Source organism: Streptomyces thermolilacinus SPC6, assembly GCF_000478605.2.
Lineage (GTDB): Bacteria > Actinomycetota > Actinomycetes > Streptomycetales > Streptomycetaceae > Streptomyces > Streptomyces thermolilacinus.
Window position 1 is genome coordinate 183,049 of record NZ_ASHX02000001.1, and the last position, 14,467, is coordinate 197,515.

Here is a 14,467-nt window from a genome sequence, read left to right on the forward strand (position 1 = left end):
CATGGAGCGGGAGGTGTGCGGCGGCATGGGGTGGTTTCCGCTCGCCGCGCTGCCGGAGCCGATGGTCGCGTACTGCCGGGCCCGCCTCGACGCCTACCGGGCCGGGGCCCGCGTCGCGATCCACTTCCAGGAGCCCGGCGAGCCCATCGCCCACGACCCGGAACTCGACCGGCTGCGGCTCGTCCCCGGCATCACGGCGCCCGGGCGGCGGATACCCGCGCGGGCCGTCCGGGACTTCGCCGCGCGGGGCGGCTCCGGGTGATCCGTACGCCGCCGTCCGCCTTCGTGCCGCGCCCGCCACCGTATCGGCAGTACTCCCTCCACCAGTCCCCCCGATATCCCCGACATCGCTCAAGGAGGCCATCGACGATGACGCCCACCACCACACGCCCGGCCGCGCCTGAGGCGGAGGCCGTATGAGCACGACGTGGCTGCCGCCCGAGGAGTACGCGGCGACCCTGCCGAAGGCGACGCTGTTCGGGGCCGTGTTCTTCACCGACGAGCGCGACCGGCCCGTACAGCTCCACGCCGTCTACAGCTCCGAGCACCCCTGGCAGTGGCCCGGCGGTACGGCGGAGGCGGGCGAGCGGCCTTGGGAGACGGCCGTGCGGGAGACCGAGGAGGAGACGGGCCTGCTGGTGCCGGGTCCGCCACGGCTGCTGGCGGCGGTGTTCGGCCTGCCGGGTCCGGGGTGGCCGCTGGCGAGCGTGGGTTTCGTCTTCGACGGCGGGCGGCTCACCGACCGGCAGATCGCGGGCATCTCCCTCGCGCCCGATGAGCACGACGAGGTCCGTGTGCTGTCGCTCGCGGAGTGGCGGGCGCTGATGCCGGGGCGGGATTTCGACCGCCTGACCGCCGTCATGGAGGCCCGGAGGACCGGGACGCCCGCCTACTTCGACACCTGGGACTGGGACCAGTAGCGAGCGGCCCCCGCGGCGGCGGGGCCGCTCCCGGCGGAATACGCCGGGGTGCCTCCGCTGCTGTGGGGCACGAGCCGTCACTGCCCGGGGGCGGCCACCGGTTCCCTGGTGGGGAGCCGTGCTGTGGCCGACCGCGAGCACCCGCCTCACCACGGCGGCCGGTTCACAGGGCGATCAGGCCCGCCGCCGTCTGCCTGAAGCCGCAGGCGTCGAAGTAGAACCCGCGCAGGTGCTCCTCGAAGTCCACGTGGAGCCACGAGCAGTGGGCGGCGCGGGCTTCCTCGGCCGCTCTGGTGACCAGCGCGGCGCCGACTCCGTTCCCACGTCGGTGCCGGGCGACCACCGTGTCCAGGACGAAGGCATGGGCTCCGCCGTCCCAGGCGACGTTGACGAAGCCGATCAGTGAGCGGCCCTCCCACGCGCAGACCCAGCCGAGGCTGTGGCGCCGCAGACGTTCCCGCCCGTCGGTCCGGCCGACCGGGTGGCCGAAGCCGTCGGCGTGCAGCGCGTCGAGCGCCTCGTTGTCGAAGTCGCCCCGCCACTCGTACGTGATCGTCATCGCGTGATCGTAGACCTGGGGGGCGGGTCCGTGGAGACGGTTCGTGGATGCGGGGGTGACGTGCCCTTCACGGGGCCGGAGCAGGGCGACTCGGGGCTGCCGGGGCGGTTCGCTCCGAGTGGCTTCGCCATGCCGTGGGAGGGATACCGTCCGATGCCAGTGCCGAAGGTTCTCGGGGTACGGCCGCAGACGGTGACGGCCGTGGTGTCCGCGCCGACGGTGCGGCGCCCCGGGGAGCGCGGTTCGGCACGGGCCCTCGGGGCGTCCAACGCCGGGGTGGCGGCCGCGCTGGCCGGTGGGTCGGGGGTGCCGCCCTTCCCCGGTCGGGACGGGCCGGACGGACGTGCCGCTCAGGACGCGGTCGGGAACGATGCCGTCGCCGGGGCGTCGAGCCGCCTCGTACCGGCGGGACAAGAGACGGCGGCCGGGCGGGAGTCGCCGGGCGCGAAGGGGAGCCCGGACGGTCAGGCGTCTCCGGTAAGGCAGCAGTCCCCGGCCGGGCGCGAGTCGTCGGCCAAGCAGGAGAAGGCAGCCGAGCAGGCAGCCAAGCAGGAGACGGCAGCCCGGCAGGAGGTTTCCGCCGCGCCCGAGGAAGCGGGTGGGCCCGAGCGGGGCGCGCAAGGCGGCGGGGGCGTGAAGGGAAGCGGCGGGCCGGATCCCGAGGCGACCCCAAGTTCGCGGTGCTGAAGCAGGACGTACGGCTCAAGAAGCGCGCGCTCGCCGCCTCGCATCGGCCGCCGCGCACCGAGGCCGCCGCCGCGCAGGACGCCGCGCCGCCGCCCAGGGACGACATCGAGGCGCTGGGCAAGGCCTCCAACGCGGAGAAGATGAACGAGGCCAAGCCCAAGGAGTTCGCCAAGGACGCGTTCATCCGGGCGGTCGAGAAGGCCGTCGCGGACAGGGCGCCGAAGAGCCTCGACGAGGCCGACAAGTTCGCCGGTTCCGGCAAGGCCGACGAGGTCCGGGCGGAGGTGCACGGCAAGGTCGGTGACGGCCAGGCGGACTCCGCCGAGCAGATCGCCACGACGACCGCCGCGCCGCCGGACACCTCGGCCGCCGTGCCCAAGAAGGTCGTGCCGGACGTTCTGCCACGTCAGGCCCAGCAGACCGCCGGGCATCTCCCACCGCCGGGCTGAACGGCGACGCGCCCGGCCCAAGACCGGGAAGATCGGGCAGAACCTTGAGCTGCGCGACTTCATACAGGACCACCTGACCCTGAGGTGGAGCCCGGAGCAGATCTGCCGGGTCCTGCGCGCCCGCTTTCCTGACCGGCCGGAGATGCACGTGACGCACGAGACGATCTACCAGGCCCTCTACGTCCAGGGCCGCGGGGCACTGCGCCGTGAACTGACACGGGCTCTTCGCACCGGACGGGCATACCGCCGGCCGCACCGTCACGCCGCGAAGCGCATCAGCCGCCCGGTCAAGAACATGGTCATGATCAGCGAGCGTCCCGCCGAGGCGGCCGACCGGGCGGTCCCGGGCCACTGGGAAGGCGACCTCATCATCGGCAAGGACGGCCGCTCCGCCATCGGAACCCTGGTCGAGCGCGCCACCCGCTACGTCATGCTCGTCCCCCTGCCCCACGGTCACAACGCGCAGGCCACCCCAACGCTCTCGCCACCACCGTGGAAACTCTTCCGCGGCATCTGTGGCGGTCGCTGACCTGGGACCAGGGCTCGGAGATGGCCGCCCACCGGGCATTCACGGTGGCCACCGACATCCCGGTCTACTTCTGCGACCCGGCCAGCCCCTGGCAACGCGGCTCGGACGAGAACACGAACGGCCTGCTGCGGCAGTACTTCCCCAAGGGCACCGAGCTGACGGTTCACACCCCCGAGGACCTGGCAGCCGTCGCCGCCGAACTGAACAGCCGCCCACGCAAGACGCTCGGCTGGGAAACCCCAGCCACGCGTCTGCGTGAGCTGACAGCTCCCCTGAGCTGATCTTCTTCTACCTGGGATCGTCGCTTTCCCAGGGATAGACGAAGAGGTCGGGCCGGACGCCCCATGCGTTGAGCACGGTGTTCAGCTCAGACTCGTCCGGGGCGTCGGCGGACCCGATGAGGGCTGAGCCGATGTCGTAGTCGAAGCCATCCATGCGCTCGCGGTCGTACTCCCAATGCTCCAGCCGAAAGCTACGTGCAACGTCGCTGCGAACCCATCCCTCGTCCCGAGCCTGGACATCAGGCTCGCTCCGCGCGGGCCGGATGTCCACGAATGCGCGGCGATCTTGCCGCGATGCCGGAACTTCCGCAACCAGCCTCCTACCGGGTCGGAGCGCGGTCAGTTTGTCCGTCGGCCAGTCCGGTCCGTCATTCATGAGGCTCATTCTGTTCCTGCCCGTGGAGGGCTGAGGAGCGGGGGCCAGGCGGGAACTCCGTGAGCCACTCAACCCCGGGCCTCGGCTGGGAACTCCCAGCCGAGCCACTGCTTACACTGCTCGCCAGACACGCCAGTGATCACCTGTTGCGACAATCCCTAGAATCCGCCCCCTGCGGGGGCGTCAGGGTTTCGGCGCGTCCACGTCGGCCTCGGCGGGCGGGAGAGCCGTGTGGCCCTCCGCCCAGTTGTTCACCCAGCCGCAGACGCCGCAGGCGTACCGGCCGTTCAGGCCGGACACCTGCGATCCGCACGCGGAGCACATCGTCGTCGTGATCTCCGGAGTCGTCGGCTCGGCCGCGGCCGGCTCACGGTCCGGTTCCCATCTACTCGTCATCGTCGGAACAACCTACCCGTGCCGGCGGGGGCGACACTCTCGCCCAGCCGCACCCCTGCGAGCACACCCAGCCGCTGCCCTGCTGTAACGCGGGCGCACCACACCGCTGGCAATTCACCGGCGTTCCTCCGTTCGTGCCACGCGACGGCCCCGTACCGCTCCGCGACCAGCCTCCCGTGGGCACGGCGCCCGCGGAAGGGCGCGCACGGACATGTCAGGGCGCCGCCCGGCCCGGTCCCGCCCCTCAGGCACGGGCCGCCCGACCGAGGGTGCGGACCGGTCCTGTCATCAGCAGGGCGGCGGCGGTGAGCAGGGCGACCACGACACCCACCAGGAGCACCCGGTCGGTGCCGAACGCCCCAACGGCCGGGCCGGCCAGCGCGCTGCCGACCGGGAACATGCCGACGGAACCGGCGACCTCGTAGGCGTGGACGCGGTTGAGCACCTCGCCCGGCACCTGGGTCTGCACGCTGGTGGCCCACATGACGCCCCAGAAGGTGATGCCGACGCCGACCACGACCTGGGCGACGGCGAGCAGCCACACCGGCCAGTCGAGGACGATGCCGAGCGGGTAGAGCGGGAACGCCAGCAGCGCCAAGGCCCCGGCGGCGAGCGGCCGCGCGGGCTTGTAGCGGATCGCCAGCAGACCGCCGGCGACGGTGCCCGCGCCGAACGCGCAGTTGAGCAGGCCGAAGGCGGTGGCGCCGTGCTCGGGCACGATCACCCCGGCGGCGATCGTCAGCTGCGGCCCCCAGGACAGCACGGCGAAGAACATCCAGATGACTATGACGCCCCACAGCCATGTGCGGGAGCGGACCTCATGCCAGCCGACGGCGAGGTTCCGCCACATTCCCTGCCCGGCCGGTGGGGCGGGCACGACCCCGAGCCGCAGCGCGAGCAGGCAGACCGCGCTGGTCCCGTAGGCGACGGCCGAGATCACCATCACCCAGCCCGTGGCGCCGAGCCCGACGAGCACACCGGCCAGTGCCGGGCCGCCCAGCGCGGTGAACGCCTCGGAGACGCGCAACACCCCGTTGGCGCCCTGCACGTCCCTGGCCACCAGCGGGACGGTCGACGAGGCGCCCGGCTGGAACATCGCGTTGGCGGTGCCGACCACCATCAGCAGCCCGTACAGGTGCCACAGCTCGTCGATGCCGTGGATGAACAGCATGGCGAGCAGCACATGGGCGGTGAGGTTGGCCAGGTCGGCGAATATCATCATCCGGCGGGCGGTGAAGCGGTCGGCGAGCACCCCGCCGAACAGCACCAGCGCGGCGAACGGGCCCACCAGGAACGCCATCGCGTACCCGGCGGTGCTCAGCTCGTACCCGGCGCTGAGCAGACCTGCCGAGACGGCTACCGGCAGCATGGCCCAGCCGAGCAGGCCCGCGCTGCGGGCGGTGAAGTAGTACTGGAAGTTACGGGACCAGATCGCCGGTTCCCCGGCCGGCGGCGCCGCGGCGGGCCGGTCCTGGGTCTGCGAGGACGTCACCGCCGGGGTGTGGTCTGCCGAGCGATCTTTCATGACTCTTGCGTACTCCAGCCGTGGATCGGGGTCTTCGAAGTCGAGTGGCCGCCCGCCGTCGGTGGCGGGAGGCCGGGGGGTTCGCTGCCGGTGCCCGCCGTCGGCGGTGGGGCAGGGGTTCGTGGCCGGTGCCCGCCGTCGGTGGCGGGAGGCGGGGCGCGGGGGACGGTCCCCTCGGTCGGTGGCGGGGCAGGACGCGCGGGGGCCGGGCCGGTGCGGGGGTCAGGGCTGTCCTGCGGGGGCCTCCCCCGCTCGGCGGGCGGTCCCGGTCTCGACGGGCGGCGGGGACAGCTCTGCCACGGGGACCAGTTCCAGGCCGCGTGCGAGCAGGCCCTCGACGATGGAGGGCAGGGCCCGTACGGTCTGCTCGCGGTCGCCCGCGCCCTCGTGCAGCAGCACCACCGAGCCGGGCCCGGCGGAGTCCAGGACGGTCGCCGCGATCCGCTCCGGTCCCGGCCTGGACCAGTCGCGGGAGTCCACGTCCCACAGCGTCATCGTCGTCGGATGCTCCGCCAGGGTGGCCAGCACCTCCGGGGTCAGCCCGCCGTACGGGGGCCTGAAGTGCGTCGGGGCCTCACCCGTCACCCGGGCCACCGCCTCCCCCGTCCGGTCGAGCTGTTCGCGCAGCTGGTCCGGTGTCAGGTCGGGCAGGAAGGGGTGCGACCAGGAGTGGTTGCCCACCCCGTGACCGGCCGCGACGATCCGGCGCACCTCGTCGGGGAGCGCCGCGACATGGTGGCCGACGCAGAAGAACGTCGCCCGGACGCCGTAGCGGTCCAGGATCTCCAGGATGCGGCGGGTGTGCACCGGGTCGGGGCCGTCGTCGAAGGTCAGCGCGGCCCGCGGCGTGTCGCGGCTGCCGTGCTCGAGGCAGCGTCCGGCCGCCCTCAGCTCGGCCTGGACCGGCTCGCTGCGCCGCACGCCGTCGTGGTACTCGTCGGCGCGGCCGGTCAGGCTGCCCCCTTCGGCGGTCACCCGGGCCAGCGCGCCGGGCGCGCGACGCGCCTGATCCGCCAGCAGGCCGGCGGGGACGGAGCCGAACCGCGGCCTGGGCGGCAGCAGCCAGGGATCGGCGCGGCGGACGTCCAGTCCCGCCGCGGTCATCGGCCCGTCGAGCAGGCCGTTGGTGCTGTCGATCACCACGGCGAGCGGCTGCTCCTCGCCGAGGTCCCGCAGCCAGGCGATCAGTCCGGCGACCTGGGCGCCGCGCCAGTCGCGCGGCTCCGCGGCCCGGCGCCCGGCGCTGTCGAGGACCTCGACCTGGTAACCCGCGCCCGTCCAGGCGATTCCCGCGTACCGCGTGGTCATCTCTCCTCCAGGGCGAGCGCCTTCGCTACCACCGATTCCTCTACCCCGCGCAGGAACCGCTCCATCCCCTCGCGGGTGAGGACCGCGGGGTCGGCGGTCATGGCCAGTTCCAGGGCGCCGGGCGCGGTCAGGACGTCCACCGCCACCGAGACGTTCTTCCGGGGCAGGAACTCGGTCGGCCAGGTCAGTTCGGTACGGGCGGTCAGCTCGCCCAGCGCGGCTCCGGGCCGTCCGGTGGTGTCGAACGGCCCGTCGGCCGGGTCGCGGGTGTCGTTCCACCAGCACGAGTGGTCGGCGGCCTCGCCGCGTTCCACCAGCCGTGCCACCTCCCGGTCCAGCGCCCACTTGTCGTACCCGGCGTGGCGGAACGCGGTGAACGCGACGGACCGGGTCCGCCGTACCGCGTCCTCGAAGTCCGTGGCCGCGTCGGTGAGGAGGAACACGGCCTCCTGCGCCATCGTGCTGACCGACTCGGCGGCGGCGGGCTGGAAGCGGTTGCTCACCACCACCTGGAACAGGACGTCGCTGCTCCCGGACATCCGGGCCAGCCGGTGGGAGGCCGCCCCCAGCAGCACCGCGGCGTCGCTCACGCCCAGGTCCGCCGCGACCCGCTCGACGGCGACCGCCAGCGCGGGCGAGCGCAGCAGCGCGTTGGGGAACAGCCGGCTCGGGTCGGTGACGGCGCGTTCCGGCGCGGCCGGGTCCTGGAAGATACGCCGGGGGCCGGCGGTGAGCCGCTCGCACCAGTAGCGGCGGGCGGCCTCGTCGCGGCGGCGGCCGAGCGGCGACGCCTGGACCGCCGCGGCGTCCAGGGGCTGGAGGGCGGGACGGGCCAGGAGCAGCGAATCGGCGGACTGCCCCGCTTCGATCAGCCGCAGGTCGCGCAGCATGCGGCCCTCTCCCCAGAGGTCCATCGCGGTGTGCGACGCCGCGAGCACCAGCCGGTGGGCCAGGCCGTCGCACTCCACGAGGCCGACCCGGAACGGCCACTCCCGCGCGTGGTCGAAGGAACGGCCCGCCAGCTCCTCCATCAGCGCCGCGCCGGCTTCCGGGGCCTTCTCGGCGGGGCACCGGCGGACCTCCACGGGAAGCTCGCCGGTGCCGTCGACGACCTGGGTCAGACCGTCGTCGCCGTCCGGGAGGAGCCTGGTGTGCAGGCTGTCGTGCATCCGGAGCAGCTCCGTCAGGTCCGCGAGGACGCGGGAGGCGGGGCGGGGCGGGGTGAGGGGGAGGTCGAGCCGCAGGTTGTACCGGGGGGCGTCGGCGCCGAGCCGGGTGACGACACCCCAGATCGCCCGCTGCCCCCAGGTGGCCGGGCCTGTGCCGGTCCTCGCGGAGTGCAGTCTGATGGTCCGCTCCTCGACCGTGGTCATCGTGTTCCGTGCCTTCCCTTCGGTTGCCTCGTACGGCGGCTGGTGGAGTCGGGCTGATCCAGGAGGCAGGCGCTAGTCGAGGCCCTGGGAGATGACCATGCGCTGGATCTGGTTGGTGCCCTCGACGATCTGGAGCAGCTTGGCCTCGCGCATCCACCGCTCCACGGGGTGGTCGGAGACGTAACCGGCGCCGCCGAGCACCTGCACGGCGTCGGTGGTCACCTTCATCGCCATGTCGGTGGCGAACAGTTTCGCCTTCGCCGCCTCCAGCGAGTACGGCAGTCCTGCGTCCTTCAGGCGGGCGGCCGCGAGGGTGAGCGCCCGGGCGGCGGCGATCTGCGTGGCCATGTCGGCGAGCATGAAGCCGACGCCCTGGAAGGAGATGATCCGCTGGCCGAACTGGCGGCGTTCCTTGGCGTACCGCACGGCGTAGTCGGCGGCGGCCTGGGCGATGCCGACGGCGCAGGCGGCGATGCCGAGGCGGCCGCAGTCGAGTGCGCCCATCGCGATCAGGAAGCCCTTGCCCTCCCGTCCGATCAGCCGGTCGGCCGGTACGCGGACGTCCTCGAAGCGGACCTGCGCGGTCGGGTTGGACCAGACGCCCAGCTTCCGCTCCGGCTCGTGCACCACCATGCCGGGCGTGCCGCCGGGGACCACCAGGCAGGACAGGCCCCGGGCTCCCGGGCCGCCGGTGCGGCTGAACACGTTGTAGAAGTCCGCGTGACCGGCGTGGGTGACCCATGCCTTGGTGCCCGTGACGCGGTAGCCGTCGTCCTCCCGTACCGCGCGGGTGGTGAGCGAGGCGGCGTCGGAGCCGGACTCCTGCTCGGATAGGCAGTACGCGCCGAGGAGTTCACCGCTCAGCATGCCGGGCAGCAGTTCCCCGCGCTGCGCCTCGGTGCCGTAGGCGGCGGTGCCGAAGCAGGCGAGGTTGTGCACGTTGACCGCCTCGGCCACCGCGAACCAGTGGTAGGCGATCTCCTCCAGCGCCTGGAGGTATACCTCGTACGGCTGCCCGCCGCCGCCGTACTCCTCGGGATAGGGAAGGCTCAGCAGCCCGGCCCTGCCCAGGGTGCGCACGACCTCCCGGGGGAACTCGTGGGACGCTTCGAACTCGGCGACGCGGGGGGCGAGTTCACCGGTGGCGATCTCCCGGACCAGGCCGAGCAGATCGGCCGCCTCGTCCGTGGGCAGGATGCGCTGGACCTTCATCGGATGACCTCCGTGCGTGTCGGGTGGGGTGGGCGGGGCGGGCCCGCCGGGGCGGTGGGACGGGTCAGGCGGCCCAGCCGGCGGTCTCCGGCCAGTGCCGGCCGACGCGGCGGACGGCGTAGTCCCAGTACGAGCGGACGGAGAGGTCGGCGTAGATGAAGTCCTGCTTGGCGGCGACGTCCTGGTCGGTGGACCAGGTGTAGGGGACGCCGGTGCTCTCGGCGGTCAGCTGGAGCCGGCAGGCCCGTTCCAGTACCTGGGCGAGGACGGAGGCGTGGCGCACGCTCTTGCCGACGATCACTCCGCCGTGGTTGCGCAGCAGGACGGCCGGGTGCTCGCCGAGGTCCTTGGCGATGTGCTGGCCGGTCCCGATGTCCAGGACGGTGTTGCTGGTCTCGGTGAACAGGCCGATGCGGTCGCGGAAGTAGGCGCCGTCGTGCGAGACCGGGCGGATCGGCAGGTCGGTGGCGCCGAACAGGAGGGTGTACGGCGCGTGGCTGTGGACGATGCCGTTGACGTCCGGCCGGGCCCGGTAGATGGCCTGGTGCAGCGGCAGTTCCGGGGGTGCCAGGGGCGGCGCGGGCAGGGTGTGGTCCACGGAGCAGCGGACCACGTCGGCCGGGGTGGCCTCGTCGAAGCCGACCAGGGCGCCCTTGATGAAGAACTCGTCAGTGCCGGGTATCCGGGCGGAGATCTGGCCCTGGTTGAAATCGTCGTGCCCGTCGAGCGAGAGCATCCGGGCGCCGATCGCCACCTGGCGGACGAGCCGGTGTTCGGCCGGGTTCAGCGGACGCGGTGCATCGGTGGTCATGCCGTGTTCCTCGCTGTCAGTTCGTCGTAGACGGTCCGCATGGTGACCAGGCCGGGCGGCGCGGTGCGGGCCCACTGGGCGGCGGCGAGCGCGCCCCGGGCCGGGACCGTCCAGCTGCCGACGTGATGCCGTACGTGGAGCGACTCGCCGTCCCAGGTGTGGGTCAGCTCGTGTTCGCTGACCGGCAGTCCGGCCCGCTCGTCGGCGATGTCGGCCACCGCCCGGCCGCTCGCGCCCGCCCAGGTGTCGGCCAGCGCCAGCGCGGTGGCGCTCGGCCGGTGGGCCTTGCCGAGCGGGTGGCGCTCACGGACGGTGGTGGTCGCGCCGAAGGGGCCCGTGGTGAGGGCGGCGGTGAACTCGGCGATGCGCACCTGGAGGTGGTGGGCGAAGGAGAGGTTGGTGGCGCGGACCACCGGTACCGCTCCGGCCAGTTCCTCCAGGGCCTTCCACTGGGTGTCGGTGAGGTTGGAGACGCAGGCGACGAGCGGGACGCGGTGGGCGGCGCAGTAGTCGAGGACCTGCGGGTGAGCCTCGGGTGCGCTCGTGTCCACGAGTACGTCGGGTACCGCTTCGGCGGCCCAGCCGCGGCGGCGGGTGGCGGTGAGCGCCACCCGGGTGCCGTTGTCGCGGCATACCGCGCGGAGGGCCGAGCCGAGCCGCCCGAGGCCTACGATCCCGATGGTGGGTCCGTCGCCCGCGGGTGTCTCAGGCATCGGTGCCCGTTCCGCCGGCGAGCACCAGCGCCGTGACGGAGTCGATGGTCTCGTAGTGCTCGATGGCGGCCTCCGGGTCCAGGTAGACGCCGACCTCGTTCTCGATGCTGTCGATGAGGCGCATGTAGGAGAGCGAGGAGTAGCCGACGTCACGCAGCGAGTAGCCGGCCTCGGCGAGTTCCTCGGCGGTGACGCTGCCGTCGCCCGCCGCGATGGCGAGGTCGAGGATCTTGGTACGGAGAGCGCTGCTGTCCATGTGGGGTTCCTGTGTCTCGAAAGGGGGTCAGTTGCTGTGGGGCTCGCCGAGCAGGCGTCGCAGGCGTTCGATGGACGGTTTGCCGATCGAGTTGGCCGGGATCCGGTCCACCAGCCGGAGGATTCCGGGCACCTTGAACGAGGGGAGGGTCGCCGCGCAGTGGGTGCGCAGGGACTGGGCGGTCACACCGGGTTCGGTGGCGACGACGGCGGCAAGGGTCGGTTCGCCGTGCTGGTTCTCGGCCTCGAAGGCGACCGCGTCCAGCACTCCGTGGGCCGTGCGCAGCACTTCGGCGATCTCGATCGGGTCGATCTTGCGGCCGCCCACGTTGACCATCCGGCTCGTGCGGCCGGTCAGGTGGAGGGCGCCGTCGCGCAGCTGGCCCTGGTCTCCCGTGCGGTAGTAGCCCTCGTCGTCGAGGCGCTGCTCGAACACGCCGGGGGCGTTGAGGTAGCGGGAGCCCATCGACTCGCTCCTGACGCGGATGCCGTGCTCCTCGGCGAGCAGGTCCACCCCGGGCAGGGGTGCTCCGAGCCCGCTGCCCCTCCCGTCGGCGGCGTACGTCAGGGGGCCGGTCTCGGCGACGCCGTAGTAGTTGTGGATCGGCACCCCGGTGAGCCGGGTGAACTCCTCGCGCACGGTGTCGCGCAGCGGGGCGCCGGAGGAGATGGCCGTCCGGACGGTGGCGAAGCCCTCCTCCGGGGAGCGCCGCACGATCGACTCGTACAGGGCGGGGAACGCCACCAGCCGGGTGGCGGCGGTGCTCTCCAGGAGCCGTACGACGCGGGAGGCGGTGGGGAGGCCGTGCGACAGGTGCAGGGAGGCGCCCGGCAGGAACGCCGCGAGCAGCGAGGTGTTGAAGGCGAGGCCGTTGGAGAGCGCGGCGAAGCAGGCGATCCGGTCGTCGGCCGAGAGGCCCGTGCCCTTCACCCAGTTGGCGGCCGCCGCGGACACGGCCGCGCCGGAGAACTCGATGCAGTTGGGTCGGCCGGTGGAGCCGGACGTGAAGCGGCACACCTCGGTGTCGTCCAGCAGCCGGGGGCGGGGGGTGCTGTACCGGCGCACCCGGCTGACCGTGAGGAAGCCGAACTCGCCGTCGTCCGTGAGGCTCTCGTCCACGACGTCCCGTACGTCGGCGCTCGGGGCGTGGATCAGCAGGTCGAGGCCGCAGTCCTCGGCGATGCGGGAGAGTTCGAACGGGCCGAACGCCGAGTCGGCCAGGAAGGGCACCGCTCCCGCGTACACCGTCGCGAGGTAACCGACCACGTACTCCACGCAGTTGGTGGCGTACAGGCCGACCCGGAGCCGTTCGCCGTCGGTGGCGTGCCGGGCGATCCTGTCGGCCGCGGCGCGGGCCCGGTCGGCGAGTTCGGCGTATCCGAGGGAACCGTCGGCATCGGTGACGGCGACGCGGTCGCCGTGGCGGGCGAGGGCTTCGGTGAGGACGTCGGGAAGGACGGCGCGCATCGGGCTCACCGCTCGTTCTGGGCGTGCGCGAGGGCAAGCCGGTCGAATTTGATGCCCGAGTCGTCCGGGCTGCCGAGCAGCAGGGCGTACAGGATCTCGTGGTCGTCGGGCAGCCCGGCCAGCGTGCGCCACAGCGGCGTGTCGAATCCGCCGATGGCGGTCACCCCCACCGACGCGCGGTTCGCGCCCAGGTAGAGCAGCTGGCCCAGGGCGCCGCAGCGGAAGGCGAGTTCGCGGAGGTTCTCGGCGTCCACGGGCGAGCCCGCCCCGGCGAGCGAGGTGCGCGGCACGTGCAGCAGCAGGATGGCGGCGGCCCCGGCGAGGGCGCGCTGCTGCATGCAGGCGCGGGCCACCTCGTCGGTGGACGGCAGCCGTACGGGCTGCCGCTCGCCGGTCCTCAGCCGGTACACGGCGTCCTGCCCGGGTTCCGTCGTCGCCCGCAGGACCAGGGTCGCGGAGAGCGGGGAGCTGTCGGGAAGGTCGGTCTCCAGCGGTGTGGACAGGGCCGAGACGGCCTGCCAGACGGCGGCGGCGGGGACGGGTTCGCCCGTGAACGCCTTGCTGGAGACCCGCGTCCCGATCAGCTCCGGCCATGTGGACGGCTCCCCCAAGCCGCTTCGCGGCTCGGGGAGTTGCCGGTCGGTACGGACGTGGGCGAGTGGTGCCGGCGCGGTTCGCGGGGCCGGGGAGCCGGAGTGCCCGGGCCACCCGGCGAGGGAGTCCCAGCAGGTGCTCTCCAGCCACGACCGCCAGGTGGGCCCGCGCAGCTCCCGGTCGGTGTCGTCGTGCACCCGCCAGCGGGTCCACGACGCGTCGTCGGCCCGGCCGGCCGGTACCAGGATCGCGGAGTGGACCTCCCGACAGTTCTCGCCCGCCTCCAGCAGCTCCGAGAGGGCTTCTCTGGGGAAGCGCAGCCGCAGCGCCCCCGCGGCGCCGCGGCCGGCCGCGGCCAGGATGAGGTTTCCGGCCGCGTGCCCCGCGTCGAGCTGCGTGTAGAGGTAGCCGCGGTCGCCGTACTTGCGCATCGAGAGCCAGGGCCGGGTGAGCGTGACCACGAGCGCTCCCCCATCCTCCGGGACGGCCAGCATGGACGCGTCCAGCGCGGCGGCGACACGGGGACCCGCGGCCAGCCGGGCGCAGGTCCGCCGGTCGGCGTCGATCCGGAAGGCCGTCGGGACGCCGCGCTCCATGACGAGGACGGCGAACTCGTACGGGTACACGGCTCCGGCAGACGGGACCGCCCGGGCCGCGTACGAGCCGCAGGAACGGTTGGCGCGGCTGGTCAGCACGCCCTCGTCGAGCAGGGTCAGGGCGAGGCGCAGACCGGGCGCGGCGACGGGTCCGGCGGCCGGCTCGGGTGCCGCGGCCGGCAGGGCCACCCTCGCCCACAGGTCGGCGGCGCGGCTCGGGGATTCACGCTCGGGCTCCGCGCAGGCGACCGATACGGATTTCGGAGTAACCAGATTTCCTTGCACGTCTGACGCAACCTCCTATTCACTGACAGTCCATGGAATGCACACGAGGCAGGCAGGACTCTCCGCACTGATATTGCGGACCCCATGCACCACGGAGGAATGTGAGGGGCATGCCATCTACGGTTGCAGC

At 73.1% G+C, this 14,467-nt stretch carries 15 protein-coding genes and 1 pseudogene; 4 read left to right on the top strand and 12 right to left on the bottom strand.

All coding sequences use genetic code 11. The features are described from left to right. The first annotated feature begins 25 nt into the window (after positions 1 to 25). Together J116_RS30575 and J116_RS00910 are read left to right on the top strand one after the other, a co-directional pair. Positions 26 to 262 carry an NUDIX hydrolase gene (locus tag J116_RS30575; RefSeq protein ID WP_235617298.1) on the top strand — a complete coding sequence of 79 codons (237 nt, stop codon included), beginning with the start codon at positions 26 to 28 and terminating at the stop codon, positions 260 to 262. Positions 263 to 416: 154 nt separating this feature from the next. After that, positions 417 to 920 (top strand): NUDIX domain-containing protein, encoded by a 504-nt coding sequence (locus J116_RS00910; RefSeq protein ID WP_023591249.1) that lies wholly within the window; start codon positions 417 to 419, stop codon positions 918 to 920. A 163-nt stretch (positions 921 to 1,083) separates the two neighbouring features. Here the strand turns inward: J116_RS00910 and J116_RS00915 are convergent, their stop codons facing one another. Beyond that, a complete protein-coding gene (locus J116_RS00915) occupies positions 1,084 to 1,479 on the bottom strand; it encodes a GNAT family N-acetyltransferase (protein WP_023591248.1) in 396 nt (131 codons plus the stop codon). A gap of 680 nt (positions 1,480 to 2,159) precedes the next feature. Here J116_RS00915 and J116_RS00925 point away from each other — a divergent pair. After that, positions 2,160 to 2,615: a hypothetical protein gene (locus tag J116_RS00925; protein WP_023591246.1), complete on the top strand. Its 456-nt coding sequence runs from the start codon at positions 2,160 to 2,162 to the stop codon at positions 2,613 to 2,615. Further along, positions 2,590 to 3,425 (top strand): annotated as a pseudogene (locus tag J116_RS00930) (IS30 family transposase); the annotation flags it as partial. The gene J116_RS00925 and the pseudogene J116_RS00930, both read left to right, overlap by 26 nt. Positions 3,426 to 3,432: 7 nt before the next feature. Here the strand turns inward: J116_RS00930 and J116_RS00935 are convergent. The 11 genes from J116_RS00935 to J116_RS00985 all read right to left on the bottom strand — a co-directional run bounded on the left by J116_RS00935 (position 3,433) and on the right by J116_RS00985 (position 14,241). Next, a complete protein-coding gene (locus tag J116_RS00935) occupies positions 3,433 to 3,801 on the bottom strand; it encodes a hypothetical protein (RefSeq protein WP_235617299.1) in 369 nt (122 codons plus the stop codon). Positions 3,802 to 3,984: 183 nt separating this feature from the next. Next, positions 3,985 to 4,197: a hypothetical protein gene (locus tag J116_RS00940; protein WP_028964817.1), complete on the bottom strand. Its 213-nt coding sequence runs from the start codon at positions 4,195 to 4,197 to the stop codon at positions 3,985 to 3,987. Positions 4,198 to 4,441: 244 nt separating this feature from the next. Continuing rightward, positions 4,442 to 5,722, bottom strand: a complete 1,281-nt coding sequence (locus J116_RS00945; protein WP_028964816.1) for an MFS transporter — start codon at positions 5,720 to 5,722, stop codon at positions 4,442 to 4,444. Between the two features lie 222 nt (positions 5,723 to 5,944). Then, positions 5,945 to 7,030 (bottom strand): polysaccharide deacetylase family protein, encoded by a 1,086-nt coding sequence (locus J116_RS00950; protein WP_023591243.1) that lies wholly within the window; start codon positions 7,028 to 7,030, stop codon positions 5,945 to 5,947. Further along, a complete protein-coding gene (locus J116_RS00955; protein WP_023591242.1) occupies positions 7,027 to 8,403 on the bottom strand; it encodes a condensation domain-containing protein in 1,377 nt (458 codons plus the stop codon). The genes J116_RS00950 and J116_RS00955 overlap by 4 nt, the downstream gene beginning before the upstream one ends. 72 nt (positions 8,404 to 8,475) lie before the next feature. Continuing rightward, complete coding sequence (locus J116_RS00960; protein WP_023591241.1) at positions 8,476 to 9,615, bottom strand: acyl-CoA dehydrogenase family protein; 1,140 nt, start codon at positions 9,613 to 9,615, stop codon at positions 8,476 to 8,478. Positions 9,616 to 9,679: 64 nt separating this feature from the next. Further along, complete coding sequence (locus tag J116_RS00965; protein WP_023591240.1) at positions 9,680 to 10,426, bottom strand: class II aldolase/adducin family protein; 747 nt, start codon at positions 10,424 to 10,426, stop codon at positions 9,680 to 9,682. Further along, positions 10,423 to 11,139 (bottom strand): dihydrodipicolinate reductase C-terminal domain-containing protein, encoded by a 717-nt coding sequence (locus J116_RS00970; RefSeq protein WP_023591239.1) that lies wholly within the window; start codon positions 11,137 to 11,139, stop codon positions 10,423 to 10,425. Before J116_RS00970 ends, J116_RS00965 begins: the two co-directional genes overlap by 4 nt. Next, positions 11,132 to 11,395: a phosphopantetheine-binding protein gene (locus tag J116_RS00975; RefSeq protein ID WP_023591238.1), complete on the bottom strand. Its 264-nt coding sequence runs from the start codon at positions 11,393 to 11,395 to the stop codon at positions 11,132 to 11,134. The genes J116_RS00970 and J116_RS00975 overlap by 8 nt, the downstream gene beginning before the upstream one ends. Positions 11,396 to 11,422: 27 nt before the next feature. After that, a complete protein-coding gene (locus J116_RS00980; RefSeq protein ID WP_023591237.1) occupies positions 11,423 to 12,862 on the bottom strand; it encodes a class I adenylate-forming enzyme family protein in 1,440 nt (479 codons plus the stop codon). Between the two features lie 5 nt (positions 12,863 to 12,867). After that, a complete protein-coding gene (locus J116_RS00985) occupies positions 12,868 to 14,241 on the bottom strand; it encodes a nitroreductase family protein (protein WP_023591236.1) in 1,374 nt (457 codons plus the stop codon). Positions 14,242 to 14,467: the final 226 nt, after the last annotated feature.